Raw genomic sequence first — 25731 nt, 5'->3', positions numbered from 1 at the left:
TTATCATTGCGCCCCATGCCTGCCGCCCCCCGCGACGTCGCGCAGATCCGATTGGACAACGCGATGCGGCTGTTCGAAGAGTTCGTCAGCGCCACCGTCAAACACCCCGATGCCGCCACGCTGCGCGGCCTGGAGCGGCGCTTTGCCGAACACCTGCAGATCCAGCCCAGCTACTGGAGCCAGATCAAGGGCCGCTCGCGCCAGATCGGCGAACGCCTCGCCCGCCAGTTCGAGCAGCTCTGCCAGAAGCAGCCGGGCTGGATGGACCTGGCGCACGGCGCCGCTGCGGCCGCCCCTGCGGTCACCACGATGGCGGCGGCCTTCGCGCCCGCCGCCCCTGCAGCCACAGAGCCTTCCCCCAGCACCCCGCAGGACGACGACGAGCGCTTCATCGTCGGCCTCGTGCTGACCTACTACCGGCGCCACCCGCAGCGCGCCCGCACGCGGCTGCTGGACCTGCTGGGCGAGGTGCTGACCCCCGAGCCAGCCCCGCCGCCACCACCCAAGGCCAAGGCGCCCAGTGGGCAGGCCGAGCTGGACGAGTGGCGCAAGCTGCAGTCCGGCATCGCGCCGCTGAAGTCGAAAAAACGCTGATCGTTGTTCGCGCCCGTCATTGGACGGCACGCGCCCCGTGAGTTAGGGATGTTGGATAAAAGCCGCTTGCGCAAGATCAACGTTTGTTTATCATTTGCGCAAGCCGTGCCGCTGAAGTCCTCGAGCGTCGCGGCGACGCCGCACCCCATCAGCCTCTGACCGCCTGGCCCGCCTGCCTCGAGCGCAGGCCCCGGGCAGCCCCCCCCTTTCGCGCAAACGCCAGGCCCCACCGGGTCGAGCCGCTGCATTGCCCGCCGCCCTCGCGCGGCCCCAGCCGGAACCCTGCCATGCCCCAGTTCACCTCCCCGCGCCCGATGCGCCTGACCACCCGCAAGCCGCGCAACCCGGTCGTCTTGCCGGCCCTCAAACGCCAGGCCGGGCGACACCAGGACGCCAAAGACGCCCACGCGCTGCGCCAGCAAGCCCGCCTGGAACTGCGACGACTGCTGCGCGACCGCTTCCCCGACGACAGCCCCTGACACGCCCGCGCCGGCGCCCGCCCTCTGATCCATGTCATGAGGGCCGGCCCGGCGCCCAAGGAGACCCTCATGAGATTGATCGACCTGCGCGGACCCGATCCCGCCGAGACCCACGCCGCCTGGGCCTTGCGCTGGAAGCGCATCAAGCGCGCCGCCCGCGCCCTCCGGCTGGTGTTCTCGCCCGCCTACCGGCGCCGCCGCGCGCACCCCCAGCTGGAGTTCTACGCCGAGGCCGGCGCCCCGGAAGGCGCGCTCTACGCGGACGGCGAGCTGACCGCCACGCTGGAGGGCGTCCCCAAACTGTGAACTGACCGGCAAACGCGGGCCGCCTTCGACAAGCAGGCGGCCCCGCACAGGCCTAGGATCAGCGCATGTCCGACCGCCTGCGCCTGACCGCACCGCTTTCCAGCCTGGAGGCTTGGGTGGACCGGTTCGCGCGCGCCGAGATCCCGGTGCTGACGGAAACGGCCGAGCTGCTGGAGCAGATGCGCGCGACCGAGGATGACGTCGACGCGAACGGCCTGGGCGAGATGATTGCCGCCGACCCGCTGATGACGCTCAAGGTGCTGGCCACGGCCAGCGAGCTGCGGCGCAGCCGCAGCGAAGGCTTGCAGGCCTACCCGGAGACGGTCACGGCAGCGCTCGTGCTGATGGGCATCACGCCGTTCTTCCGCGCCTTCGGCCCGCAGCCCACGCTGGAGCAGGCGCTGGCCGACCACGAGGCCGCGCTGCTGGGGCTGTCGCGCGTCATGCAGCGCGCCGAGCGTGCATCACGTTATGCGCTCGGCTTCGCCGCCCACCGGGCCGACCCCGACGCCGCCGTCATCCACAGCGCGGCGCTGCTGCACGACTTCGCCGAAATGCTGCTGTGGGTGCACGCGCCCGCCCTGGCGCTGCAGATCGCGGCGGACCAGGACGCCGACCGCGCGCTGCGCAGCGCCGCCGCCCAGCGCCAGGTGCTGGGCATCGAATTGGCCGACCTCGAACAGGCCTTGATGAAGCGCTGGCATCTGCCCGAGCTGCTGACGCGCATCACCGATGACCGCCACGCCCACGACCCGCAGGTGCGCTGCGTCTACCTCGCTGTTCGACTGGCACGGCACACGGCCCGGGGCTGGGACGACGCAGGCGTGCCGGGCGATCTGCACGACATCGCCGAGCTGCTCAACCTCAGCCCCGAGCACACGCTCAAGCTGCTGCACGAGTTTGATTGACCCACCTCCTACGGCCTGACGGCCGCCCCCGCAAGGGAGCGCTCCCAGCCGCCCGGCAGAGCCGGATCGGCGGGAGCCGCTGGAAGGGTGACGGCGCTGCGGGTCAGTTCATACCGGGACGGCTGTCGTGTTCTTGAGCCGCTCCAGCACGAAGCTGGTCTTGCAGTCCTGCACGCTGGGGTGCATCAGCAGCGTGTCGCTGATGAAGCGGGCGTAGTGCTGCATGTCCTGCACCAGCACGCGCAGCAGATAGTCCATCTCGCCGGTCAGCGCGGCGCACTCCACCACCTCGGGCCAGGTCTGCACCGCAGCGCGGAACAGATCGCGCGGGTTGCGCAGCGGGCTCTCGGTCTGCTTTTCCAGCCGGACGTTGATGTAGGCCGTGAGGCCCAGGCCAACGCGCTCCGGCGGCACGAGGGCGACATAGCTGGCGATGACGCCGGCCTCCTCCAGCCGCCGCACCCGCCGCAACACGGCCGACGATGACAGCCCGGCGTCGGCAGCCAGCGCGTCGTAGGTGAGGCGCCCGTCGAGTTGCAGCGCGCGCAGGATGCGGCGGTCGATGGCGTCGAGCTCAAGAGCGGTGTCCATACGGGAAATTGTGCAGCCACCCCGGCGCCACCGCGCCGCCTCCCGCATGTTTCTTGCGCAACATCAAAGCGTGGCGCCAGTTTTTGCATGAATTCTGCGGAGCAAGCGCCGCAGAATTTTGAGCTTCATCGCACAGATCAGGCATCAGACATGGCCAAGTTCACCCCCTGGGACAACCCGATGGGCACCGACGGTTTCGAGTTCATCGAGTTCGCCGCGCCCGACCCGGCCGCGTTGGGCCGGCTGTTCGAGACCATGGGCTTCACCGCCGTGGCCCGCCACCGCCACAAGGCCGTGACGCTGTACCGCCAGGGCGGCGTGAACTTCATCATCAACGCGGAGACCGACTCCTTCGCGCAGCGCTTCGCTCGGCTGCACGGCCCATCGATCTGCGCCATCGCGTTCCGCGTGCAGGACGCCGCGCATGCCTACCGGCGCGCGCTGGAGCTGGGCGCCTGGGGCTTCGACAACAAGGCCGGCCCGATGGAGCTGAACATCCCGGCCATCAAGGGCATCGGCGACTCGCTGATCTACTTCGTGGACCGCTGGCAGGGCAAGGGCGGCGCCAAGGCCGGCGCCATCGGCAACATCTCCATCTACGACGTCGACTTCGTGCCGCTGCTGGACGCGCAGGGCCGCCCGGTGGACCCCAACCCCGCCGGCCACGGGCTGACGGAGATCGACCACCTGACGCACAACGTCTTCCGCGGCCGCATGAAGGAGTGGTCGGAGTTCTACGAGCGCTTCTTCAACTTCCGCGAGGTGCGCTATTTCGACATCGAGGGCAAGCTGACCGGCCTGAAGAGCAAGGCCATGACCAGCCCCTGCGGCAAGATCCGCATCCCGATCAACGAGAGCTCCGACGACAAGAGCCAGATCGCCGAGTACCTGGCCCTGTACCACGGCGAGGGCATCCAGCACGTGGCGCTGGGCACGACGGATATCTACCAGTCCGTCGCGGGCATGAAGGGCACGGGCGTGGCCTTCCAGGACACCATCGACACCTATTTCGACCTGATCGACAAGCGCCTGCCCGGCCACGGCGAGAACGTGGCCGAGCTGAAGCGACTGCGCATCCTCATCGACGGCGCCGCGCACCTGGGCGCCGAGAAGGAGCTGTTGCTGCAGATCTTCACGAAGGAAGTCATCGGCCCGATCTTCTTCGAGCTCATCCAGCGCAAGGGCAACGAGGGCTTCGGCGAAGGCAACTTCAAGGCGCTGTTCGAGAGCATCGAGCTCGATCAGATCCGCCGTGGCGTGCTCAAGGACGAGGCCGCGCCGGCCAAGGCCGTCTGACGGCCCGAGGCCTGGAGCGCCTGCTGCAGGCAGGCCCAGGCCTCGTCCGATTGAACCAGGCCCATGTGGCCCACGGCGTCCACGCGGTGGGGCCGCGAGCCGGGCAGGATGGCCGTCTCGGCGGGGTTGACGACCTGGTCGCACGGCGTCCAGAAGGCATCCACATCGTCCAGGCCCGGCAGCGCCGCCAGCCAGTCACTGCCCCGGCGCATCTGCCGCGCATTGGCCCCCAGCCCCAGCGCCGCCATGCGCGTGCCCTGGTGCGGCGACCCCAGCGTGATGACGCGCGGCGCCGCGGCATGGCCCGCGCCATGGCGGCGCCACCAGGCGCGCAGCGCCAGCCCGCCCATGCTGTGCGCGCACAGCACCGGCATGGCACCCGTGTGCGCCAGCAGCCGCCGCACACCGGCCTCGATCTCGTCGGCATAGGCGTCGATGCTGCCGAAGGCGGGCTCCAGCGACGGCGCGACGACCGCCACGCCCTGCGCGCGCAGCCGCTTCAACCAGCCATTCCAGCGGCCGCGATTGCACGCAAAACCATGGACGAGCAGCACGCCCGCCCCGGCGCCGGCCGGCAGATGGTCGGCCACCGCCCATTCCCGCCACGGCTGGCGCCACGAGAACGCCAGCTCGCTGGCCACCACCTCGCCGGCCCACGCACGCAAGAGCTGCCCCCAGCCCGGCGCCGGCCGGTTGACCCAGCGCAACTGCACGAAGCCCAAGGCCAGCACGCCGGCATGCAGGCCCAGCGTCAGCAACCCCCAGCCCCAGCCGAAACGGCTGCCGACGAGCAACGCCACCGCCAGCCGCACCAGCACCCAGATCCTCTGCAATCGCGCATTCATGGCGCCAGTGTAGGAAGGCAGAATCCCAGCGACCCATGGACCCCCGCCGTGCCGAATCCCTGCTGCAGGAACTGCGTGCCGTCGACGCCGAGCGTGCCCGGCGGGCCGGCGATCCCGCGCTCGACGCCCGCGTGCAGGCCGTCAAGGCCTACCAGCAGCGGCGCTTCGCCCGCACCTACGCCGACCTGCTGGCCAACCCGCGCTACGAGGCCGCCACGCGCTTCTTCCTGCAGGAGCTGTACGGCCCCGGCGACTACCGCCAGCGCGACGCGCAATTCGCCCGCGTCATCCCGACGCTGACGCGGCTCTTCCCCGACGACGTCATCGACACGGTCGCGCAGCTGGCGCAGCTGCATGCGCTGTCGGAGCGGCTGGACACGCGCCTGGCCGAGCAGCTGGATTCCCCCGCGCTCGACGGGCCCGCCTATGCGCGCGCCTGGTGCGCCTGCGGCGAGCCGGCCGCGCGGCGCCGGCAGATCGAGCTGACGCTGGCGGTCGGCCACGCGCTGGACCACCTCACGCGCAAGCCGCTGCTGCGCCAGTCGCTGCGGCTGATGCGCGGCCCGGCGCAGGTCGCAGGTCTGGCGGCCCTGCAGGGTTTTCTGGAGAGCGGCTTCGATACCTTCCGCGCCATGCGCGGTGCCGGCGAATTTCTGAGCGTCGTTCAGCAGCGCGAAGACGGCTTGGCAACAGGACTTTTCCGAGGCGACCCCGCCGCCCTAGGGCAACTCCCCTAGCTTGAAGTAACGCCACGTCTCACCATCCTCGGCTTCACGCAGCGCACGCCAAGAAGGCCCGACGATGACCGCCGTCCTTGCCGAAGACGTCCCTCCCGCGACATCCCGCGCCAAGCCCTGGCTGGCCAGCTACCCGGCCGGCGTGCCGTCGCAGATCGACGCGGGGCGCTACCGGTCGGTCGTCGAGCTGCTGGACGAAGCGCTGCGGCTGCACGCCCACCGCGACGCCGCCATCTGCATGGGCCAGCGCATGCGCTTCGACGAGCTGGACCGGCTGTCGCTGCAACTCGGCGCCTGGTTGCAGACCCAGGGCCTGAAGCGGGGCGACCGCGTCGCCCTCATGATGCCCAACCTGCTGCAATACGGCGTCACGCTCGCCGCCGTGCTGCGCGCCGGTTTCGTGGTCGTGAACGTGAACCCGCTGTGCACGACGCGCGAGCTGGAGCACCAGCTCAAGGACTCCGGCGCCCGCGCCATCGTCGTGCTCGAGAATTTCGCGCACACGCTGGCCCAGGTCATCGACACCACCGACGTGCACCACGTCGTGCTGGCCTCCATGGGGGATCTGCTGAACTGGTGGAAGGGCCCGCTCGTCAACTTCGCGGTGCGCCACGTCAAGAAGCTGGTGCCGGAGTTCCGCATCAAGGTCGGCAACGGCCGCACCGTGGTGCACTTCCACGAAGCGCTGCGCCATGGCGAGCGGCTGCGCCTGAAAAAGCCGACGCTGGGCCCCGACGACGTCGCCTTTCTGCAATACACGGGCGGCACCACCGGCCTGTCCAAGGGCGCCACGCTGCTGCACCGCAACATCGTGGCCAACATCCTGCAGGTGGAGGCCTGGTTCCAGCCCACGCTGGCCAAGCTGCCAGCCGACCTGCAGCTCACCAACGTCTGCGCGCTGCCGCTTTATCACATCTTCGCGCTGACAGCCTGCTTCATGCTCGGCGCGCGCATGGGTCATCTCAATATCCTGGTGCCCAACCCGCGCGACATCCCGGGGTTCGTCGACACGCTGCGCGGCCACAAGCTGCACATCTTTCCCGCCGTCAACACGCTGTTCAATGCCCTGCTGGCGGAGCCGGCGTTCGCGCGGCTGGACTTCTCCGAGCTGGTCATCTCCAACGGCGGCGGCATGGCGGTGCAGCAGGCCACCGCGGAGAAGTGGCTGCGCGTCACCGGCTGTCCGGTCGTCGAAGGCTACGGCCTGTCCGAAACGTCGCCGGCCGCGACCATCAATCCGCTGGACCAGCATGTCTTCAGCGGCAGCATCGGCCTGCCGATCCCGGGCACCGAGATCACGATCCGTGACGACGATGGCCAGGACGTGCCGCTGGGCGAGCGCGGCGAGATCTGCATCCGCGGCCCGCAGGTCATGGCCGGCTACTGGCGCCGCCCCGACGAAACCGCCAACGCCATGCACGCCGACGGCTTCTTCAAGAGCGGCGACATCGGCGTCATGGACGAACGCGGCTTCGTGCGCATCGTCGACCGCAAGAAGGACATGATCCTGGTGAGCGGCTTCAACGTCTACCCGACCGAGATCGAGCAGGTCGTCAGCCTGCACCCGGGCGTGCGGGAGTGCGCTGCGATCGGCGTGCCGGACGCCAAGTCCGGCGAGGCCGTCAAGCTCTTCGTCGTCAAGAGCGACCCGGCACTGGCCGAAGAAGACCTCGCCAGCTACTGCGCCCAGCAGATGACGGCCTACAAGCGGCCACGCTTCATCGAATTCTGCGACGACCTGCCCAAGAGCAACGTCGGCAAGATCCTGCGCCGCGAGCTGCGGACCCAGCCTGGCTGAGCATGCCGGGCCGGCTCACCGGCCGCGCGGGCTTGAGCGACGGGGCGTGAAGCCCCTGCGCGAACTCAGAACGGATTGCTCTTGGCGCGGCTCAGCGCCAGCGTGCCGATGCGCTGCTGCGCGTCCGGCCCCAGCGTCGTGTCGCCGGCCCACAACCATTTGCCGGCAGTGGCCGTGACTTCGGGCTTCAGCGTGTCGGTGGTGCAGTCCCGCACCGCGACGTCGGAGCGGCAAGCCGCGTCGGTCACGTTGGCGTAGTTGCCCAGGCTGGGAAAGCGCACGTATTGCTGGATGGCGTCATCCACCAGCACGAGGCCCACCAGCCCGCCATCACTGTTCAGCGCCAGGCGCATCGCGACATTGAAGGCGGTGCTCAGGTCGTTGAGCAGCGTCACCCGGTCGGTGTCAGTCTGCTGCAGACGTTCGTTCTGGCCGAAAGGGGTCAGCCCCACTTCGAAAATGGTCGCAACCACGACGCGGCCGTTCGCGGCGGCGATGCGGTTGACCTGCTGCGCCAGCAGCTTGCCGCGAGCCGATGCTTCGGCCATCAGCGAGTCCCGGCCCACCGCCGGAAACTGCTTGTAGAGCTCGATGATGTCGTTCACACCCACCATCACGGCCACCAGGTCCTTGGGACCGAAGCGGTCGTTGGTCAGGTGGTAGTCGATCTTGTCGCGCACGTCGGCCACCTTGGCACCCGCCGTTGCATACATGAGGCCCTGGGGCAAGGCCACGAAGGCCGTGTTGCACTCCTGGTAGACGAAGCCGAAGCCCGCGGCCAGCGCCTGTGTCCATACGGGGTTGCTGGCGCAGTCCAGCTGCTTGGTATTGGCGTCCAGCGCGTTGACCCCGTACTTCTTGCCGCTCTGCAGGATGACGCCGCTCTCGTCGCCGAACGCAATGATGCGGGTGGGCGCGAAGGGTTCGATCTGCGACGTGCCGCCGCCGCCGCAACCGGCGACCAGAGCCGATGCAGCCAGCGCAGCCAGGGCCAGGCCGCGCTTGAATTTCTGGGAGACAACTCGGTGCATGACGATCAACTCAGGGAAAAACTCAATCGGTGAAGGCGGCGGCGGCCCGGCTGAGCCGGTCCCGCACGCCATCCCAGGCGGGGTCGTGGGGCGGTGCTTCAACCCAGATCTCGCGGGCACCGGCGGCATCGAGGCTGCGCAGCACGGCGAACAGTTCATGGGCCGCCGCCGCAGGGTCGGGTGGCAGGGGTTGCCAGCGCCAGGCCGGCAGCTGGGCGCGTGAATATACAGCCACCCCCTCGAGCGCCCCACCGCCGGCGGCGGAGGCCACAAGTAAAGCCAGCCGCTCGGCCGACAGCAGCCGCACGCGCGCCGTCGGCGCATAGTGGGCCGCCAGCGTGCCGGAGGCCTTGGGCGCCGTGGCATCGGGCTCGGCCAGCGGCTCGCCGAGCACCGCCTCGATGCGATCCCGGCCGATGAGGCCGGGGCGCAGCAGCGTCGGCCGCTGCGCGGGGCCGCGGCTGCAGTCGACGATGCTGGATTCGATGCCGACCTCACAGGCGCCGCCGTCCAGCACCAGCAAGCCGGCACCGAACTCCTCGACGACGTGGTGCGCCAGCGTCGGGCTGACACGGCCGAAGCGGTTGGCGCTGGGCGCCGCCACGCCCTGCACGCCCAGCTCGCGCGCTGCCGCCAGCACCGCGCGGGCGACCGGGTGGGCCGGTGCCCGCAGCGCAATGGTGGCGTGGCCACCGGCTGCTGCCTCGGCCACGCCGGGCCGGCGCGGCACGATGACGGTCAGCGGACCCGGCCAGAACGCGTCCATCAGCCGCCGCGCCACGTCGGGCAGGTGGTCGGCAAAGGGTTCAGCGCCGTCGGCATCCAGCACATGGACGATCAGCGGGTGGTCGCTGGGCCGGCCCTTGGCGGCAAAGATGCCGGCGACAGCCGCGTCCTGGTCAGCCCGGGCGGCCAGGCCGTAGACGGTTTCCGTCGGCAGGCCCAGCAGCTCACCGTCGGCCAGGCGACGCGCGGCGGCCTGGACGGCGGCGGGGTCGGAGCCGGGCAGCAGCATCAGAAGTCGCCCGGCAGGCCCAGCAGCGCGGCCGCCTGAAGCGCCACGGCGTGGGCGGCCTCCGGGGTCTCGGCCGTGATGTTCAGGTGGCCCATCTTGCGGCCGGGGCGTGCCTCGGATTTGCCGTACAGGTGCAGATGCGTGCCGGGCAGCGCCAGCACCTGGCTCCAAGCCGGCGTCGTCGGGCCACCGGCGGGCGGGAACCACAGGTCGCCCAGCAGATTCAGCATGACCGACGCCGAATGCTGGCGCGGCATCGGCAACGGCAGGCCGGCCAAGGCCCGCACCTGCAGCTCGAACTGCGACACGTTCGCGCCGTTCATCGTCCAGTGGCCGGAGTTGTGCGGGCGCGGCGCCATCTCGTTGACGACGAGGCGGCCGTCGTCCAGCCAGAAGAACTCGACGCACAGCACGCCGACGTAGTTCAGCGCCTGGGCGACCTGGCGCGCGGCCGCGACGGCCTGCGCCGCCACGTCGGCCGGCACGTCCGGCGCCGGCACCTCGGTGACGGCCAGGATGCCGTCCCGGTGCAGGTTCTGCTGCACGGGGTAGTTGACGAGCTGACCGTCCGCGCCGCGCGCGACGAGCACGCTGAGCTCGGCCTTCAACGGCAGCAGCTGCTCCAGCACGCAGGGCACGCGCTTCAGATCGCTCCAGGCCGTGGCCAGCTCGGCAACCGTGCGCACCCGCACCTGGCCCTTGCCGTCGTAGCCCATGCGGCTGGTCTTCAGGATGCCCGGCAGCAGCGCCGGGTTCACGGCAGCCAGCTCGACATCGCTGGTGATGACGGCATGCGGCGCACAGGGCACGCCGGCGGCCTCGAAATGGGCCTTCTCGACGGCCCGGTCCTGGCACACGGCCACCGAGGCTGCGGCGGGCGCGACGACGCGCATGCCGGCCAGCGTCTGCAACGCGACGGCCGGCACGTTCTCGAACTCGGTCGTGATGGCGTCGCAGTCACGCGCCAGGCGCGCCAGGCCCAGCGAGTCGAGATAGCCGGCCTGGATGTGCTGTTCGGCCACGGCGCCGGCCGGGCTGATGGCGTCCGGGTCCAGCACGATGCAGCGGTAACCCAGCGCCTGCGCGGCGTGCACGAACATGCGGCCCAGCTGGCCACCGCCGAGCACCCCGAGGGTCGCGGTGCCGGGGAGCAGCGCCGCAGGGAGCGCGGCGCCCATCTCGCCGGGCGTTGCCCCGCCGGTGGGGAGCTGAGCGCCTTCGGGCGACCAGGCCGCGCTCAACGCAGGTCCTCGGTCATCGCCTGCGCGACGGCCGTCTGCCGGGCGCGGAAATCGTTCAGCTTCTGCAGCAGCGCCGCGTCGCCCGTGGCCAGCATGGCCACCGCGAACAGCGCCGCGTTGGCGGCGCCGGCATTGCCGATGGCGAAGGTCGCCACCGGGATGCCCTTGGGCATCTGCACGATGGAGTGCAGCGAATCGACGCCCTGCAGGTGGCGGCTGGCCACCGGCACGCCCAGCACCGGCACCGTCGTCTTGGCGGCCAGCATGCCGGGCAGATGGGCGGCGCCGCCGGCGCCGGCGATGATGGCCACGAGGCCCCGGCCGGACGCCGCTTCGGCATAGGCGAACATCTCGTCGGGCATGCGGTGGGCCGACACCACGCGTGCCTCGAAGGCGACACCGAACTCGGTCAGAATCTCGGCCGCCTGCTTCATCGTTTCCCAGTCGCTGCTGGAGCCCATGACGATGCCGACGACGGCATCAGGGTTCGTGGGGGCTGGGGTAGGCAAGGCGCGCTCCGAGGCTCAGGAAGCCTTGAATTGTAGGAGCCGAGGCCCAACTGCTTTCCGCCATGATCGACATCACCCTCCAGAACTTCGAAGCCGAACTCATCGTCGCGTCCCAGACCCAGCCGGTGCTGCTGGACATCTGGGCGCCGTGGTGCGGCCCCTGCCGCACCTTGGGGCCCATGCTGGAGAAGCTGGAGACGGCTTACGCCGGCCGCTTCACGCTGGCCAAGCTCAACAGCGACGAGGTGCCCGAGATCGCCGGCCAGCTCAGCCAGATGTTCGGCGTGCGCAGCATCCCGTTCTGCGTGATGTTCGTCGGCGGACAGCCGGTGGACGGCTTCGTCGGCGCCATCCCCGAGGCGCAGATCCGCGAATTCCTGGACAAGCACGTGCCGGCCGGCGAGGCCCTGGAAGCCGAGGCCGACGTGGCCGCCGCCGAAGACCTGATGGCCGAGGGCGACCTGGAGGCCGCGCTGGGCAAGCTGGCCCACGCCGTGCAGACCGACCCGGCCAACGACACCGCGCGCTTCGACTACGTGAAGGCGCTGCTGGAACTGGGCCTCGTGGCCGAAGCCCGCGAGGCCTTCGCGCCGGTGGCCGCCAAGGCCGCCGACACGCTGGTGCCCGCACCGCGCCTGGCCGCGCTGGCCACCTGGCTGAGCGCGTTCGAGGCCGCCGAAGGGGCCGACCCGGCCGCGCTGCAGGCCGCGATCACCACCAACAAGCGCGACTTCGACGCCCGCTTCACGCTGGCCCAGCTGCACCTGGCCGGCCAGCGCTTCACGCAGGCGATGGACGAGCTGCTGGAAATCATCATGCGCGACAAGGCCTGGAACGGCGAAGCCGCGCGCAAGACCTACGTCGCCATCCTGGAGCTGCTGGCCAAGCCCGCGCCCAAGCCCGTGGCCGAGGCCAAGAGCGGCACGCTGGAGATCGCCGGCAAGGCTGCCGTCGTGCAGAGCGATCCGCTGATCGACCAGTACCGCCGCAAGCTGTCGATGGCGCTGTTCTGAGCGCCGCCGGCGGCGCGCGTCAGACGCTGATGCCGCGCTCGATGTCGCTGAGCTTGTAGCGGGCCAGGGCCAGGTTGCCCTTGGCCTTGTCGAGCACGAGGTACAGGAACAGGCCCGGGTGGGTCGGGATCAGGCGGATCAGGTGGTACTGGTCCACCAGCGTGATCAGGATGTCTTCCAGGCCGCGGCGCAGGCCCAGCGTTTCCATGGTCTTGAGCTTGGCCCGCACCACCTCCGTGTTGCCGGCGGCCGCCAGGTCCAGGTTCATGCCCCCACCCGCCTGGGCCAGGCACATGCCGCTGTTGAAATCCACCAGCGCAGCGGCGAGCGCGCCGTTGATGGTCATGGCCGCCTGCATGGACTGTTCGAGGTTCGAGGACATGGCTTCTTCTCCTGGGATGGGTGCCAGGCCCGCGGGCGCGGGCACCTTGGTGATCTGCTCCAGCATGACCATCCACATCGGGACGGGCTCGCTGGACGGAAGCGTGTGGAATTCGACGTGCGGCGGCAGCGTCGCGCGGCGGGACTTGAACCACAACTGCTCGACGATGGCGCTGGGCGTGAGCAGCAGCGTGACCGGGCCAGCGAAGTCGCGCGCCATGGCGAGCACACCCTCCAGGCGATTCAACGCGCCCGGGCCGATGAGCACGATGAGGGCGCCAGCGTCGGCCGCCGGCGCCATGAGCGCAGCGCTGCCGGGGCGCTGCCAGTCGACGCGATGCGCTCGCGGATGCGTGCTCAGCGGCAGATCGGGCCAGTGGCCGGCGTCATCCAGTGTGGGCTTGCCCAGTTGCGCGAGGGCGTGGTCCCCCAGGCGTGCCGTCAGGTCCAGCACATGGGCACAGGGGTAGGGGCGAACATCGGGCATGGCGGCGCCTTCGTGCGACCGCCGGAGCGGCGGACCTCGCGACTCTAGTCACCCACAGGCCTCCCACACAAGCGGCAAGTGGCACGGGCCACGCCATCCATGCGCCTGCCCGCCGGCCGAAGCGCGATGACGCGCCGTGCGCTGCTCAGCGGATGCCGCTGTCGCCGCTGCGCAAATCGCGCAGCCTCACGCATTCGGGATCGTTGCGGTACTGCGGTTTGGCGCACTGGCGGTCGATGCACCAGGTCCGCGCCAGCAGCACGCGCTGGCCGCAGGCTTCGGCGGGCGTGCGCGGTTCGCCGTGCGCGGCGACCGACGCCACCGCCGGCTGCACGGGCGCGGCAACGGAGGCGGCATGTGGAGGCGCCATGTTGACGGGGCCGCGCGGCGCGGCGCGTGGCGTTTCGACCGCTCGTTCGATGACGAGGGGGCGGGCCGCCGCCGCATCGCGTCGCATGACCGCCGCATTGCGCAGGGCGGGTGCCCCCTTGAGCAGCAAGGCGGAGGCCTCTGCAGAGGCCGCGGAGGCCGCAGAAGCGGCGGGTTCGGCCATCGCCGGCGCGCTGGCCGGCTCCGACGCCGCGCCCTCGAGAACAAAAGCGGTCGCGCTCGCAGGCTCGGAAGTCGCCGGCGCCACCGGCACCGCGGGCGGCGGGACCACCGCCGACGCCGCGACATCGGCAGCCGGCGTGGTGTTCCGCGTCAGGCTGCTGCGCAGCTGCAGCGCAATCAGGCCCAGCAGCAGCAGCGCCAGAAAGCCAGCCGCCCTCAACAGCCACAGGCCCGAGCGGCGCCGCGGCGAGCGCCTTGCCGGCCGCACCGATGCAGGCGCTGGCGCCGACGCGGCTGCCGACCCGGCAACCACAGGCGGGACCGCAGCACCGTTCGGCGGCTCCTCCAGCAGCGCAACCTGCACGGTGTCGGCGAAGGAGATGTCGACCGCCGGTGCGGGAGGCGGCGGTGGCGGCGGGCGCCGGGACGCTGCTGCAGCGGCCTGCGGCGGCGGCACGGCGGCCTGGCCGTCCAGCACCTCGCGCCAGGCCGCCGCGCTCTGCGGCCGTTGGTGCGGCGCCACACGCAGGGCCCAGTCCAGCGCCGCCAGGAACACCGGCGAATAGCCCGGCGTGAACAGCGGCCGCAACTCGTCGCTCATCGCCCGCGCGGTGCAGGGCTGCGGCGGGTGGCCGGTCAGCAGTTCGTAGGTGACGGCCGCCAGCGCATAGAAATCCGTCCACGGCCCCTGCCGCAGGCCGGTGGCCTCGGCATATTGCTCGATGGGCGCGAAGCTGGGCTTGAGGATGGCGGTGAAGACCTGGTTGCGGTCGCCAATGGCCTGACGGGCCGCGCCGAAATCCAGCAGGATGGGCGGCGCCCCGTCGGCCGGCAGGAAGATGTTGTCCGGCGCCACGTCGCGATGCCACACGTTCTGGGCGTGCAGCGCCTCCAGGCCGCCCAGGATGGCGTCGAAGATGCGCCGCACCCAGGCTTCGGGCGGCGGCGTGGTCTGGGCGCTGCGCGCATCGCGCAGGCTCTGGCCCACCAGGCGCGGCATCGCCATGTAGGCGGTACCGTTGGCTTCCCAGAAGCGGTAGACCTTCAGCAGCGACGGATGGTCGAAACGGGCCAGCAGGCGCGCCTCGTTGACGAAGCTGCGCCGGCCGACGTCGAAGGTCTCGCGCACGGACTCGGAACGCACGGAGACCTGCGATTGCCCGTCGCGCTGCGCGAACTGGCTGGGCATGTACTCCTTGATCGCGATCTCGCGTTCCAGCGCATGGTCGACGGCCAGATAGACGATGCCGAAGCCCCCGACGCCCAACGTGCCAAGGATCTCCAGCTCGCCAAAGCGCGTGCCCTTGGGCAGGGCCATCATGGCGTGTTCAACGTCGTCAACGGGGGCGGCGGTCATGGCGCGCGAGCGTAACGCAGCCCTGACGGTGTCACAGCCCCAAAACTACGCCTTGAAACCCCTTCAACGTGGCGGATGCACCAACCCGGCCTCCGTGAGGCGCTCCGCCCAGTCGAGCCGCTGCGCGGCGTCCTGGGCCCGGGCGGCGACGGCAGCCTCCACCTGGCGGGCGGCCAGGCCGTCCTCGTGCAGCATCGCGTAGACCTGGGCGAGGCGGGCATGAAGGGCGGCGCGCTCGTCGATGTCGCAGCCGGGCTGGTCCTCGGCCAGCACCTCCAGCGCGGCCTGGTCGGCGAGCGCGCGGGACCGCAAAGTCTCGCCTGTATTGGCCCAACACCAGGCCAGATCGGCCATCAGGCTGCCTCCGAGCCGCGCCAGGCCAGCCGCCATGGCGGCCGGCAACTGCGCTTCGAGCAGGCCGGCAGCCTCGCCGAAATCGCCCTGAACGGTCAGCAACTGCGCGCGCAACAGCGGCGTCAGGTCGGCGCGCGCGGAGCCGCCAACCGCATCATCGAAGCGCCCGACGGACTCCACGCCCAGCAAAACAGCCGGGGCTTCGCCCGGTTCACCGGCCAGCGCGGCGTGGCGAATCCGCAGCGCGCGCATAAGTGTCTGGTTGTAATGAAGGGCCGCCAGACCGGCATCGTCGCCCTCGGCGATGGCATGTTGACGGGCCCACGCGTACCAGGGCGTCGCGGCGGCCTCCCCGGAAGCCAGGCTCCAGGCCGAGGCCAGCGCCGTGGCGACCCGGTAGCCGGCCGCATGGTCGTCCGGCTGCAGCGCCGCCAGCGAGGCGCGCGCGTGGCCGATGAGGCGCTCGATATCGCGGCCGACGAAGTCGACCTGCGCCAACCACGCATCCGCCAACGCCTGCAGCGACGTGAGCCGGCTGCCGGCCGCCATGACGCGCGCGCGCCGCACCCGGTCGCGCGCATCGCCGCCGAAAGCGCCGAAATAAGCCATCAGGCCCTCGGCCAGGTGCAGCCAGGCGCCCAGCTCCACACGCGGGTGCACCAGCGCCCGCGCATGCAGCCGGGCCAGCTCGTCCCGCGCCTCGGCCTCGCGCCCATGGCGCATCCACAGGATGGCGCGCTGAACCTGCAACACCGCCGCCCGCGCGGGCATCGAGGCGACGGCGGCGATCTCCGCGTCCAGCCGCTGGGCCAGCCGACTCCTGAGCTTGACCGGCCCGGCAGCGCTCATTGGGGCACCCTTCGGCCTGCGGCCTGTCCCGCCAGGCGGGAGCGAGCTTGCTTGGGGCGGCCCAGCGCGGCGCTCATGCCGTCAGCCGTTGCAGCGCTTCTTCGTACTTCTGCACCGTGCGGGCGATGACCTCGGCCGGCAGCGCCGGCGCGGGCGCCGTCTTGCCCCAGGGCTTGCCATCCACGGTGGCCTGCTCGAGCCAGTCGCGCACGAACTGCTTGTCGTAGCTCGGCGGGTTGCTGCCCGGCGCATAGCTCTCGACCGGCCAGTAGCGCGAGGAGTCAGGCGTCAGCACCTCGTCCATCAGCGTCAGCGTGCCGTCGGCGTCCAGGCCGAACTCGAACTTGGTGTCGGCAATGATGATGCCCTTGGTCAGCGCGAAGTCGGCCGCGCGCTGATAGAGCTGGATGGAGATGTCGCGCACGCGGGCGGCGAGGTCGGCGCCAATGATGGCGGCGGCCTGCTCGAACGAGATGTTCTCGTCGTGGTCGCCCATCTCGGCCTTGGTGGCGGGCGTGAAGATGGGGGCGGGCAGCTTGTCGGCATTGCGCAGCCCGGCCGGCAGCGCGACGCCGCAGACGCTCTGGCTTTGCCGGTACTCGGCCCAGCCGCTGCCGGCCAGGTAGCCGCGCACCACGGCCTCGATGGGCAGCGGCTTCAGGCGCTTGACCAGCATAGTGCGGTCCTTCAGCGGCGCGGCCTCGGCGGGCGTGACGACGGAGAGCGGGTCTTCGCCGGTCAGGTGGTTGGGGACAATGCCCTGCAGCTTGTCGAACCAGAACAGCGCCATCTTCGTCAGCAGCGCGCCCTTGCCGGGGATGGGCTCGCCCATGATGACGTCGAAGGCCGAGAGCCGGTCGCTCGCCACCATGAGGATGCGGTCGTCGCCGACGGCGTAGTTCTCACGCACCTTGCCACGGCCGAGCAGCGGCAGGGAAGTGAGGCTGGATTCGTAGAGGGCTTGGGACATGGCGGCGCAGCTCAGGGACAGGGCCGCGATTTTAGGTGCCGCCCGGGCCGCGCTACGGCGCCGTCATGGCAGGTCGACCCGATCGAAGCCGACGTAGCGCTCGATGAAGCGCTGCCGCCCCTCGCGGCCGAAGGCCTCGACGTCCCAGTCGCCCGGCAGCAGGCGCTGCGCGAAGCTGTCGCGAAAGCGGTAGACCTGTGCGGGCAGCTGGCCGCCGCCCGACAGCGCGACGAGCACCTCGACGCGCTCGTACTCCTCGCCCTCGAAGGCGTCCAGCCGCGCCCAGGCGGCGGCATCGACATCGCGGTACAGCCGCCCGGCCACCTGGCCCTGGGCCAGCGGCCGCAGCCCCGGGTAGTCCTGCCCGCGCACCGGGTGGCGGGCATGCCCGGCCAGCAATGCCGGCTCACTGGCGAACGCCTGCCCGCACACGCGGGCCATGATGTCCGCCCACATCAGCGAGCCGTAGGTGAAGCAGTGGACGGTATGGGGCTCGATCACGGCAGTCCCTTGATGAAGTTGCGCTTGGCGCGGTATTGCTGACGCAGGCCGTCGAGCCAGGTCTTGCGGCGCGGTTCGGGTAGACGCTCGGCGATCTGGTGCACGAGTGCCAGCACGTCGGCATACGGGCTGGTGGCCGAGGGCATGGACGCGTCGAAGCAGCGGCTCAGCAAGGGCACCGCCTCTTCGTAACGCTCAGGCGGCAACACCACCGCCAGACGCTGCAGCAGCGGCAGGGCTGCCCGGCGCGGCGGTGCAGCGAGTTGCAGCGCGTCCTCAAGGCGCTGCTCCTGCAGCAGCCATGCCAGTCGCTCACTCACGTCAGGGCCTTCCGGGCGGGACTCGCGGCCGAACGAGTAAAGCGGCTTCCAGTTGGCCAGGACTTGGTTCTCGCGCTCCATCAGCACCTGCCACATGCGCTCGCGCAGGGGTTCGGCCGGCTGCCTGGCCGTGCGGGCCGCGGCCAGCACGGCCAGCGCGTTCTCGGCGCTGGGCTGGCGCGCAAAGCGTGCCTCGCGCACGGCCAGCGCCTCGGCATCCCAGCCGTCGCGCTCATAAAGTTCCAGCAACTTGGCCTCGACGCGCCAGTCCTGCGGAAACAGCCGGTAGGCGCGCTGGGCAACGTCCACAGCCTCCCGCACGCGCTGCAGCCGGTCCAGTTCCTCGACGAGGGCGAGGTGATCCTCCCCGGTCTGCAGGCACGTCCGCAGCGCGCGCAGCACCTCCTCCATGTCGCCCATGGCGCGCAGGTGTTCCAGGTAGCGGTGGCGCGCCTGCCACAGGCCGCCGTCGCTGGCTGACCAGCTGCTGCGCTCAGGCTGGGGTCGGGCAGCCGCTGACTCGTAGCGCTCGCGCAGCCGGCTGCCGTAGCGGCGCGCGGCCAGCTCCCCCATGGCCGCCACCGCCTCGGCATGGGGAATGAGGTCCACCAGCGCCTGGTCGCGCATCGCGGCATACCGGTCGCCGAAGGCCGCCGGCTGCGGGCCCGCCAGCGCCAGCGCCTGAAGCCACAGCCGCCCCACCTCGGCGCAAACATCGCCCAGCTGGCCACCCGAGTCATCGGCATCTGCCAGCTGCTTCTGCAAGCGCAGATAAGCCTGCTCCGCCAGGTGCAGCGCCTGCGCTGGCGGCTGCGCCTGCAAGGCTCCCTGGAGGACCGGCAACACCTGTGCGGCACTGCGGGCATAGGCGTTGCTGTCACGCCAGTCGAGAAAGTCCTTGGCCGGCAGCAACTGCGTGATGAGCTTGCCCAGGGCCTTGGCATCCCCCGACGCCTGCGAGGTCGCCTGCCAGGCCAGCAGCGTCCGCCGGATGTGGGCCTCCTCGTCGGCCAGTTGCATCAGGCGCTCGACGAGCGCGGCGCTGGGTTGAGCGAGGAGGAACTCCCGCAAAGCTGTCGTCTTGGCCGCGACGGTGGCTGCGCGCTTGACCGTGGCGGCATGTTGACGGGCCGCCGCAGCGCCCACCTCCACCGCCTCGCCGCTCAGTTCGGCACGCAGCCGCAGGGCGAGCGCTACCTGGTGCTTGCAGAAAAAGCCGTCCTCCGCATGGGGACAGGTGCAACTCGACTCCAGAGCCACGCGGCGGCGGCCCGAGAGCATCACGCCCACCTCATAGGGCTCTGTGCCGACGATGGTGGCCAGCATGGCCACCTGGCCCTCGGCCGTGTACTGCAACTCGGGCCGCTGGATGGCGCCGCTGCCCAGGATTTGCCGGCCGCGCTCCATGATGACCGGATAGGTCAGGTCGGCAAGTCGATCATCAGCCAGCGCGGCCAGCCAGGCCTGGCGTTGGGCTGCGGTGGCCTCGGTGGCACCGGAGGGTGAGCGGGACACGTCACGCGCGGGGGCAGAAGCCATCGGCAAGAGAGGTCAGGTGTGAAAGGCGGCCCGATTAAAGCAAAAGGGCTGCCCATCCCGGGCAGCCCTTTTGTTGTGTGAGCCGACGCTCGGCGCTCAGTTGACGCGCTGCGCCAGCTCGCCACGCGCATAGGCGCCGGCGATGTCGACCAGCGTGCGCGCCTTGATCTTGGCGGCCTGGCCCTCGCAGCCGAACTCCATGTAGCGCTGCTTGGCGACGAGCTTGGCGGCTTCGCGGGCGGGCTTGAGCCACTCGCGGGCGTCGAACTTGTCGGGGTTCTCGGCCAGGAACTTGCGCACCGCGCCGGTCATGGCCAGGCGGATGTCGGTGTCGATGTTGATCTTGCGCACGCCGTGCTTGATGGCTTCCTGGATCTCCTCGACCGGCACGCCGAAGGTCTCCTTCATCTTGCCGCCGTACTGGTTGATGACGGCCAGCAACTCCTGCGGCACGCTGGACGAGCCGTGCATGACGAGGTGGGTGTTGGGGATGCGCGCGTGGATTTCCTTCACGCGGCTGATGGCCAGGATGTCGCCCGTGGGCTTGCGGCTGAACTTGTAGGCGCCGTGGCTGGTACCGATGGCGATGGCCAGCGCGTCGAGCTGCGTGGCCTTCACGAACTGCGCGGCCTCCTCGGGGTCGGTCAGCATCTGGCTGTGATCCAGCTTGCCGACGGCGCCGATGCCGTCTTCCTCACCGGCATCACCGGTTTCGAGGTTGCCCAGGCAGCCCAGTTCGCCTTCGACGGTAACGCCGACCTTGTGCGCCATCTCGACGACCTTGCGCGTCACCTCGGTGTTGTACTCGAAGGACGACGGCGTCTTGCCGTCTTCCATCAGCGAACCGTCCATCATGACCGAGCCGAAGCCCAGGTCGATGGCGCCGGCGCAGACCTTGGGCGACGTGCCGTGGTCCTGGTGCATGACCAGCGGGATGTGCGGGTAGGCCTCGGTGGCGGCCAGGATCAGGTGCTTGATGAAGGGCTCACCAGCGTACTTGCGGGCACCGGCCGAGGCCTGCAGGATGACCGGTGCGCCGACCTCGTCGGCCGCTGCCATGATGGCCTGCACCTGCTCCAGGTTGTTGACGTTGAATGCTGGGATGCCGTAGCCGTTTTCGGCGGCGTGGTCCAGCAGCTGGCGCATGGAGACGAGAGGCATGGGAATTCCCCGGAGGAGTTGAGAAATCTGGGCCGACGGTGGCGCCAACCTAGTTGGTAACCCCGCCGTAACTAGTAGGGGATTCTATGGAGGCCCGGGCATGCCCCACCCCCATGGTTGAGAGTAGTCAGCACAATGCGCAAATGACAAGACTGGTGCTCGATCACCTCACGAACTGGATCACCGCAGCGGCGGGCGAACATTCGCTGGACCTGGCCGCCCACATCGAGGAGCGCACCGGCGCGAGCCACCGCGCCGCACTCTCGGCGCTCAAGCGGCTGGTGGATGCCGGCTGGCTGGTGCGTTCGGGCACGGCGCGCCGGCCGACGTTCTCGCCCGGCAGCCTGCGGCAGGTGGCGCGCTCCTACACCCTCTACGGCCTGCAGGAAGACCTGCCTTGGCAGCGCGACTTCGCGCCGCACTTCGCGCTGCCCAAGCACGTGGAGCGCATGGTGCAGCACGGCTTCACGGAGCTGGTCAACAACGCGGCCGACCATTCCGGCGGCAGCAGCGTCACCGTGTCGCTGCGCCAGACGCCCTCGCATGTGCAGTTGCTCGTCAGCGACGACGGCTGCGGCGTGTTCGACAAGATCTGCACCGCCTTCAACCTCGAAGACACGCAGCACGCGATGCTGGAGCTCAGCAAGGGGCGGCTCACCAGCGCGCCCGACGCCCACACCGGCCGCGGCCTGTTCTTCAGCAGCCAGCTGGCCGACGTGTTCGACATCCACGCCAACAACACCGCCTACCAGCGCCGCGCGTGGGAGAGCAGCGGCTGGAAGAAGGGCCGCGCGCTGCCGCGCCAGGGCAGCAGCATCTACATGGCCATCGCGCTGAACACCACGCGCACGCTGGACGGTGTCATGGAGGCCTGGAGCATCGCCGGCGACGGCATCGAGTTCGACCAGACCCGCGTGCAGCTGCGCCTGCTGACGACCGAAGGCCAGGCACTGGACTCCCGCGCCGCAGCCCGCCGCGTCGGTTCCCGGCTGACGACCTTCAAGCGCGCCGAGATCGATTTCGACGGCGTGACCGACGTGGGCCATGGCTTCACCGACGAGCTGTTCCGCGTGTTCGCCAAGGCCAACCCGCAGATCGAGCTGGTGGCGGTGAACACCACGCCGCGGATCGCGGCGTTGATCAAGAGCGCACGCGCCGGCTAGGGTTTGCGCAGCGCCGGCACCGGCGGCACCACCAGGCGCGGGCCGACGTAGCCGGCTACCGCCCCGAAGCGCCCGCCATCGGCGCGCGCCCAGTCCTCGGCCCAGACCTGCATCTCCGCCGGTTCGCGGCCGACGAAGTTCCACCACAGCAGCGGCGGCTCGCTCCACGGCTCGCCGCCCAGCAGCAGCAGCCGCGTGGCCGCCGTGCAGCGCAGTTCGACCGACTCGCAGCCGGGGCCGATGTAGAGCAGCGTGCCCGGCGTCACCGTCTCGACCGCGTCGTGGCCGGCCGGCGCCACCTCGACCTCGCCTTCCAACAGCATCAGCCCGTGCTCGAAGCCCGGCCGCAGCGCGATGACGGCATCGGCCGGGCCGTCGGCGGCCAGGTCCACACCCAGCAGCGGCGTGAAGCTGGGCACCGGCGAGCGCTGGCCATCCAGCTCGCCCACCAGCAGCGTGCCGTCGAAGCCGCCCACGGCGCAGCGCGGCAGCTCGGGGAAATGCTGAAAGCTGGGCGCACGCTCGCGCTCGGCGTCGGGCAGCGCGATCCACAGCTGCGCGAGGTGGATGCGGTCGGTCAGCGACTCCTCGCTGTGCGAGATGCCGTGGCCCGCCGTCATCAGGTTGACCTGGCCGGCGCGCAAGACCTGCTCGGAGCCCAGGCTGTCGCGGTGCAGGATCTCGCCCTCGATCATCCAGCTGAAGGTGGACAGCCCCGTGTGCGGATGCGGGCCGACGTTCATGCGCTGCTCGGGCGCGAGCGTGGCCGGGCCGGCGTGGTCGGCGAAGCACCAAGCGCCGATGACGCGGCGGCCCTTGTTCGGCAGCGCGCGCTGGATGGGGATGCCGCCCACGTCGCCAACGTGGCTGGTGATGCGTTCGATGTGCAGGCTCACTTGGCCCTCGCCTTCACGAACCCGGCGAAGCCGGCGACGAACTGCTGCAGCAGCTCGCGCGCCTTGTCGTCGACGAGCTGGCCGTCGGCGTCGAACACCGTGCCGGCCTTGGAGACCATGAGGCGGCCCGCCATCCAGAAGTCGTTGCCGAAGCTGCGCAGCACGGACAGCAGCGCGTCCTGCGACTGCACGGTGCCGAAGCCGCCGGGCGTGGCGCCGACGAGCGCCGTGGGCTTGCCGCCGAACAGCTTGGCACCCTCACCGCTGGGGCGGGACAGCCAGTCCAGCCCGTTCTTCAGCACGCCGGGGATGCTGTTGTTGTATTCGGGCGTGGCAATCAGCAGCGCGTCGGCGGCGCGGATGGCTTCGCGCAGTTCGGTCACGGCCGCCGGGATGCCCTCGGCCTCCAGGTCACCGTCGTACAGCGGAATGCCGTGCAGCGTGCGCAGCTCGATCGTGACGCCGGCCGGCGCCAGCTTGATGGCGGCGCGCAGCAACGCGGTGTTGTAGGAGGCGCGGCGCAGCGCGCCGCTGAGGGCAATGATCTTCATGGCGAGGGCTTGCGGGGGGAGGAGGGCCCATGATGCCAGCGCGTCAGCAGCAGCGCGTTGCTAACCACCGAAACACTGGACAAAGCCATTGCCGCGCCGGCGAACACCGGGCTCAGCAGGCCCAGCGCCGCCAGCGGAATGCCCAGGACGTTGTAGGCCATGGCCCAAAACAGGTTCTGGCGGATCTTGGCCACCGTGCGGCGCGACACCTCGATCGCGTCGGCCACCAGCCGCGGGTCGCCACGCATCAGCGTGATGCCGGCCGCCGCCATCGCCACCTCGGTGCCGGTGGACATGGCCAGGCCCACGTCCGCCGCGGCCAGTGCGGGCGCGTCGTTGAGGCCGTCGCCGACCATGCCGACGCGGCCGCCAGCCTTCAAGCCGGTGACGATGCCGGCCTTGTCTTCCGGCAGCACGTCGGCATGGATCTCGGCGATGCCCAGGCGCCGCGCGACGGCCTCGGCGGCGGCGCGGTGGTCACCGCTGATGAGCACGGTGCGCAGGCCCAGCGCCTGCAGGCGCGCCACAGCCTCCGCCGCCGCCGGCTTGATCTCGTCACCAAAGGCCAGCCAGCCCAGCACCTCGGGCCGCTCGCCCAGCCGCGCCAGCCACGACAGGCTGTGCCCTTGCGCCCGCTGCGCTTCGGCCTGGGCATCCTCGGGCAGTTGCAAGCCCAGCCCTGTCAGCCAGGGCGCGCTGCCCAGCGCCAGCGGCTGGCCGTCGACCTCGCCCTGCACGCCCCGCCCCGGCACGGCCTGCAGCGCCGATGCCGGCGCCACCGGCCCCGCCGCGTCGCGAACGGCGCGGGCCAGCGGATGCTCGCTGCCGGCCTGCAGCGCGGCGGCCAGCGGCAGTGGCGCCGTGTGCGCCACCAGGCGCGGTCGGCCCTCGGTCAGCGTGCCGGTCTTGTCGAAGGCGATGGCGTCGAGCTGACGTGCCAGCTCCAGCGCCTCGGCATCCTTGATGAGGATGCCCTGCCGCGCCGCCGCGCCCATGCCGGCCATCAGCGCGGCCGGCGTCGCCAGGCCCAGCGCGCAGGGGCAGGCGATGACGAGCACGGCCACCGCATGCAGCAGCGCCGCGCCCCAGTCGCCGCGCGCCAGGCCCCAGCCCATGAAGGTGATGAACGCAAGGGCCACGACCACCGGCACGAACACGGCCGAGACGCGGTCCACCAGCTTCTGGATGGGCGGCTTGGCGCCCTGGGCCTGCTCGACGAAGCGGGCAATGCGCGCCAGCCGCGTCTCGGCGCCGAGCGCCGTGCAGCGCACGGTCAGCAGGCCCTCGCCGTTGACGGCACCGCCGGTGACGGCATCGCCCGCCGCCTTGGGCACGGGCAGGCTTTCACCGGTGATGAGCGCCTCGTCGACGGCGCTGTGGCCTTCGCTGACGACACCGTCCACCGGCAGCCGCTCGCCGGGCCGCACGCGCACGAGGTCGCCCACGCGCAGGGCGGCGACCGGCAGCTCCGTCTCCACGCCGTCGCGCAACACGCGGGCCGTCTCGGGCTGCAGGCGGCCGAGTGCGCGGATGGCCTCGCCCGTGCCACGCTTGGCGCGCGCCTCCAGCCATTTGCCCAGCAACACCAGCGTGATGACGACGGCGGCCGACTCGAAGTACAGCGCATGCTCGCGGCCCTGCAGCAGCTCGAACAACGACAGCCCGAAGGCCGCGCTGGTGCCCAGGGCAACCAGCAGGTCCATGTTGCCGCTGCCGTCGCGCAGCGCCCGCCAGCCGGCCACGTAGAACCGCGCACCGAGCACGGCCTGCACCGGCATGGCCAGCGCGAACTGCCACCAGCCGGGCAGCATTGCCTGGTGCCCCAGCAGCATGGGCGCCACCAGCGGCAGGCTCAGCAGCACGCCGATCAGCACCGGCCAGCCGGTCTGCGACCACGGCGTGCGCAGCGGCTCGTCCAGCGTCGCGGGGTAGCCGGCCTTGGCCAGCACGGCCAGCAACGGCGCGGTGGCGGCGCCGTCCTGCAGCGCGACGCTGGCGGTCTCGGTCGCCAGGTTGACGGCCGCCGACACGACGCCAGGCTGCTTCAGCAATGCCTTTTCGACGCGGCGCACGCAGCTGGCGCAGGTCATGCCCGAAATCTTCAACCGCAGGGAGTTCATGGGGAAGATTGTCGGGGCTAGTCCAGCGACTCAGTGAAATCGGTGGTGCGCAGGGGGCTGGCCGGGCTGGCGGCAAGGCGCAGCGCGCAGCCAAGGCTGCCCGCCTTGGCAAGCGCTGCAACGACGCGGCCGACCCGGCCCGCCCCCTGCCCGAAGGGTGAGTCCCG

The 25731-nt window shown here is 70.8% G+C and carries 25 protein-coding genes; 9 read left to right on the top strand and 16 right to left on the bottom strand.

Going from position 1 to position 25731, the window contains the following annotated elements; genetic code table 11:
• Nucleotides 1–15 precede the first annotated feature (15 nt).
• The 4 genes from ACG00X_RS16725 (at nucleotide 16) to ACG00X_RS16710 (ending at nucleotide 2287) form a co-directional block, all read left to right on the top strand.
• On the top strand, nucleotides 16–594 hold the full coding sequence (locus ACG00X_RS16725) for a hypothetical protein (RefSeq protein ID WP_394489493.1): 579 nt from the start codon (nucleotides 16–18) through the stop codon (nucleotides 592–594).
• A 287-nt stretch (nucleotides 595–881) separates the two neighbouring features.
• Nucleotides 882–1073, top strand: a complete 192-nt coding sequence (locus ACG00X_RS16720; protein ID WP_394489491.1) for a hypothetical protein — start codon at nucleotides 882–884, stop codon at nucleotides 1071–1073.
• A 69-nt stretch (nucleotides 1074–1142) separates the two neighbouring features.
• On the top strand, nucleotides 1143–1379 hold the full coding sequence (locus ACG00X_RS16715) for a hypothetical protein (protein ID WP_394489489.1): 237 nt from the start codon (nucleotides 1143–1145) through the stop codon (nucleotides 1377–1379).
• Between the two features lie 65 nt (nucleotides 1380–1444).
• On the top strand, nucleotides 1445–2287 hold the full coding sequence (locus ACG00X_RS16710; protein WP_394489487.1) for an HDOD domain-containing protein: 843 nt from the start codon (nucleotides 1445–1447) through the stop codon (nucleotides 2285–2287).
• A gap of 108 nt (nucleotides 2288–2395) precedes the next feature.
• Here the strand turns inward: ACG00X_RS16710 and ACG00X_RS16705 are convergent, their stop codons facing one another.
• Nucleotides 2396–2878 (bottom strand): Lrp/AsnC family transcriptional regulator, encoded by a 483-nt coding sequence (locus ACG00X_RS16705; protein WP_394489485.1) that lies wholly within the window; start codon nucleotides 2876–2878, stop codon nucleotides 2396–2398.
• A 150-nt stretch (nucleotides 2879–3028) separates the two neighbouring features.
• On the opposite strand from ACG00X_RS16705, the gene hppD reads away from it, so the two are divergent.
• The gene (gene hppD, locus ACG00X_RS16700; RefSeq protein ID WP_394489483.1) at nucleotides 3029–4174 is read left to right on the top strand and encodes a 4-hydroxyphenylpyruvate dioxygenase; all 1146 of its coding nucleotides are present in this window, start codon (nucleotides 3029–3031) and stop codon (nucleotides 4172–4174) included.
• Here hppD and ACG00X_RS16695 read toward each other — a convergent pair.
• Complete coding sequence (locus ACG00X_RS16695; protein WP_394489481.1) at nucleotides 4120–5019, bottom strand: esterase/lipase family protein; 900 nt, start codon at nucleotides 5017–5019, stop codon at nucleotides 4120–4122. The two genes, hppD and ACG00X_RS16695, sit on opposite strands and share 55 nt — an antisense overlap.
• A 35-nt stretch (nucleotides 5020–5054) precedes the next feature.
• On the opposite strand from ACG00X_RS16695, the gene ACG00X_RS16690 reads away from it, so the two are divergent.
• Nucleotides 5055–5756 (top strand): DUF8198 family protein, encoded by a 702-nt coding sequence (locus tag ACG00X_RS16690; protein WP_394489479.1) that lies wholly within the window; start codon nucleotides 5055–5057, stop codon nucleotides 5754–5756.
• A 64-nt stretch (nucleotides 5757–5820) separates the two neighbouring features.
• The gene (locus ACG00X_RS16685; RefSeq protein WP_394489477.1) at nucleotides 5821–7554 is read left to right on the top strand and encodes a long-chain-fatty-acid--CoA ligase; all 1734 of its coding nucleotides are present in this window, start codon (nucleotides 5821–5823) and stop codon (nucleotides 7552–7554) included.
• Between the two features lie 65 nt (nucleotides 7555–7619).
• Here the strand turns inward: ACG00X_RS16685 and ACG00X_RS16680 are convergent, their stop codons facing one another.
• The 4 genes from ACG00X_RS16680 to purE are packed head-to-tail and all read right to left on the bottom strand — an operon-like array spanning nucleotide 7620 to nucleotide 11302.
• Nucleotides 7620–8585: an SGNH/GDSL hydrolase family protein gene (locus tag ACG00X_RS16680; RefSeq protein WP_394489475.1), complete on the bottom strand. Its 966-nt coding sequence runs from the start codon at nucleotides 8583–8585 to the stop codon at nucleotides 7620–7622.
• A 22-nt stretch (nucleotides 8586–8607) separates the two neighbouring features.
• Nucleotides 8608–9600: an L-threonylcarbamoyladenylate synthase gene (locus ACG00X_RS16675; protein ID WP_394489473.1), complete on the bottom strand. Its 993-nt coding sequence runs from the start codon at nucleotides 9598–9600 to the stop codon at nucleotides 8608–8610.
• A complete protein-coding gene (locus ACG00X_RS16670; RefSeq protein ID WP_394489720.1) occupies nucleotides 9600–10778 on the bottom strand; it encodes a 5-(carboxyamino)imidazole ribonucleotide synthase in 1179 nt (392 codons plus the stop codon). The genes ACG00X_RS16675 and ACG00X_RS16670 overlap by 1 nt, the downstream gene beginning before the upstream one ends.
• A gap of 59 nt (nucleotides 10779–10837) precedes the next feature.
• Entirely contained in the window at nucleotides 10838–11302 is a 465-nt protein-coding gene (purE, locus tag ACG00X_RS16665; RefSeq protein WP_394489718.1) for a 5-(carboxyamino)imidazole ribonucleotide mutase, read from the bottom strand.
• 110 nt (nucleotides 11303–11412) lie between these two features.
• On the opposite strand from purE, the gene ACG00X_RS16660 reads away from it, so the two are divergent.
• Nucleotides 11413–12363 (top strand): tetratricopeptide repeat protein, encoded by a 951-nt coding sequence (locus ACG00X_RS16660; RefSeq protein ID WP_394489471.1) that lies wholly within the window; start codon nucleotides 11413–11415, stop codon nucleotides 12361–12363.
• A gap of 19 nt (nucleotides 12364–12382) precedes the next feature.
• Here ACG00X_RS16660 and ACG00X_RS16655 read toward each other — a convergent pair whose 3' ends face one another.
• The 7 genes from ACG00X_RS16655 to fba form a co-directional block, all read right to left on the bottom strand.
• Nucleotides 12383–12745, bottom strand: coding sequence for a hypothetical protein (locus ACG00X_RS16655; protein WP_394489716.1), 363 nt, complete (start codon nucleotides 12743–12745; stop codon nucleotides 12383–12385).
• Nucleotides 12746–13376: 631 nt separating this feature from the next.
• On the bottom strand, nucleotides 13377–15140 hold the full coding sequence (locus tag ACG00X_RS16650; RefSeq protein ID WP_394489469.1) for a serine/threonine protein kinase: 1764 nt from the start codon (nucleotides 15138–15140) through the stop codon (nucleotides 13377–13379).
• 63 nt (nucleotides 15141–15203) lie between these two features.
• The gene (locus tag ACG00X_RS16645; RefSeq protein ID WP_394489467.1) at nucleotides 15204–16343 is read right to left on the bottom strand and encodes a hypothetical protein; all 1140 of its coding nucleotides are present in this window, start codon (nucleotides 16341–16343) and stop codon (nucleotides 15204–15206) included.
• A gap of 73 nt (nucleotides 16344–16416) precedes the next feature.
• Entirely contained in the window at nucleotides 16417–17313 is an 897-nt protein-coding gene (locus tag ACG00X_RS16640) for a phosphoribosylaminoimidazolesuccinocarboxamide synthase (protein WP_394489465.1), read from the bottom strand.
• Nucleotides 17314–17376: 63 nt separating this feature from the next.
• A complete protein-coding gene (locus tag ACG00X_RS16635) occupies nucleotides 17377–17814 on the bottom strand; it encodes a gamma-glutamylcyclotransferase family protein (RefSeq protein ID WP_394489463.1) in 438 nt (145 codons plus the stop codon).
• Complete coding sequence (locus ACG00X_RS16630; RefSeq protein WP_394489461.1) at nucleotides 17811–19673, bottom strand: SWIM zinc finger family protein; 1863 nt, start codon at nucleotides 19671–19673, stop codon at nucleotides 17811–17813. Before ACG00X_RS16630 ends, ACG00X_RS16635 begins: the two co-directional genes overlap by 4 nt.
• A 96-nt stretch (nucleotides 19674–19769) precedes the next feature.
• Complete coding sequence (gene fba, locus ACG00X_RS16625) at nucleotides 19770–20834, bottom strand: class II fructose-bisphosphate aldolase (RefSeq protein ID WP_394489459.1); 1065 nt, start codon at nucleotides 20832–20834, stop codon at nucleotides 19770–19772.
• Between the two features lie 143 nt (nucleotides 20835–20977).
• Between fba and ACG00X_RS16620 the strand changes: the two genes are divergently transcribed.
• On the top strand, nucleotides 20978–21997 hold the full coding sequence (locus ACG00X_RS16620; protein ID WP_394489456.1) for an STAS-like domain-containing protein: 1020 nt from the start codon (nucleotides 20978–20980) through the stop codon (nucleotides 21995–21997).
• Here ACG00X_RS16620 and ACG00X_RS16615 read toward each other — a convergent pair.
• The 3 genes from ACG00X_RS16615 to ACG00X_RS16605 are packed head-to-tail and all read right to left on the bottom strand — an operon-like array spanning nucleotide 21994 to nucleotide 25564.
• On the bottom strand, nucleotides 21994–22893 hold the full coding sequence (locus ACG00X_RS16615; RefSeq protein WP_394489454.1) for a pirin family protein: 900 nt from the start codon (nucleotides 22891–22893) through the stop codon (nucleotides 21994–21996). The two genes, ACG00X_RS16620 and ACG00X_RS16615, sit on opposite strands and share 4 nt — an antisense overlap.
• Nucleotides 22890–23444 (bottom strand): NADPH-dependent FMN reductase, encoded by a 555-nt coding sequence (locus ACG00X_RS16610; RefSeq protein WP_394489452.1) that lies wholly within the window; start codon nucleotides 23442–23444, stop codon nucleotides 22890–22892. The genes ACG00X_RS16615 and ACG00X_RS16610 overlap by 4 nt, the downstream gene beginning before the upstream one ends.
• Nucleotides 23441–25564: a heavy metal translocating P-type ATPase gene (locus tag ACG00X_RS16605; protein ID WP_394489450.1), complete on the bottom strand. Its 2124-nt coding sequence runs from the start codon at nucleotides 25562–25564 to the stop codon at nucleotides 23441–23443. Before ACG00X_RS16605 ends, ACG00X_RS16610 begins: the two co-directional genes overlap by 4 nt.
• Nucleotides 25565–25731 lie beyond the last annotated feature (167 nt).

The sequence above is a fragment of the Pelomonas nitida genome (assembly GCF_043555975.1).
Taxonomy (GTDB): Bacteria; Pseudomonadota; Gammaproteobacteria; order Burkholderiales; family Burkholderiaceae_C; genus Pelomonas; species Pelomonas nitida.
The sequence above is the reverse complement of the archived record's forward strand: the minus strand, read 5'-3'. Positions and strand labels throughout refer to the sequence as shown.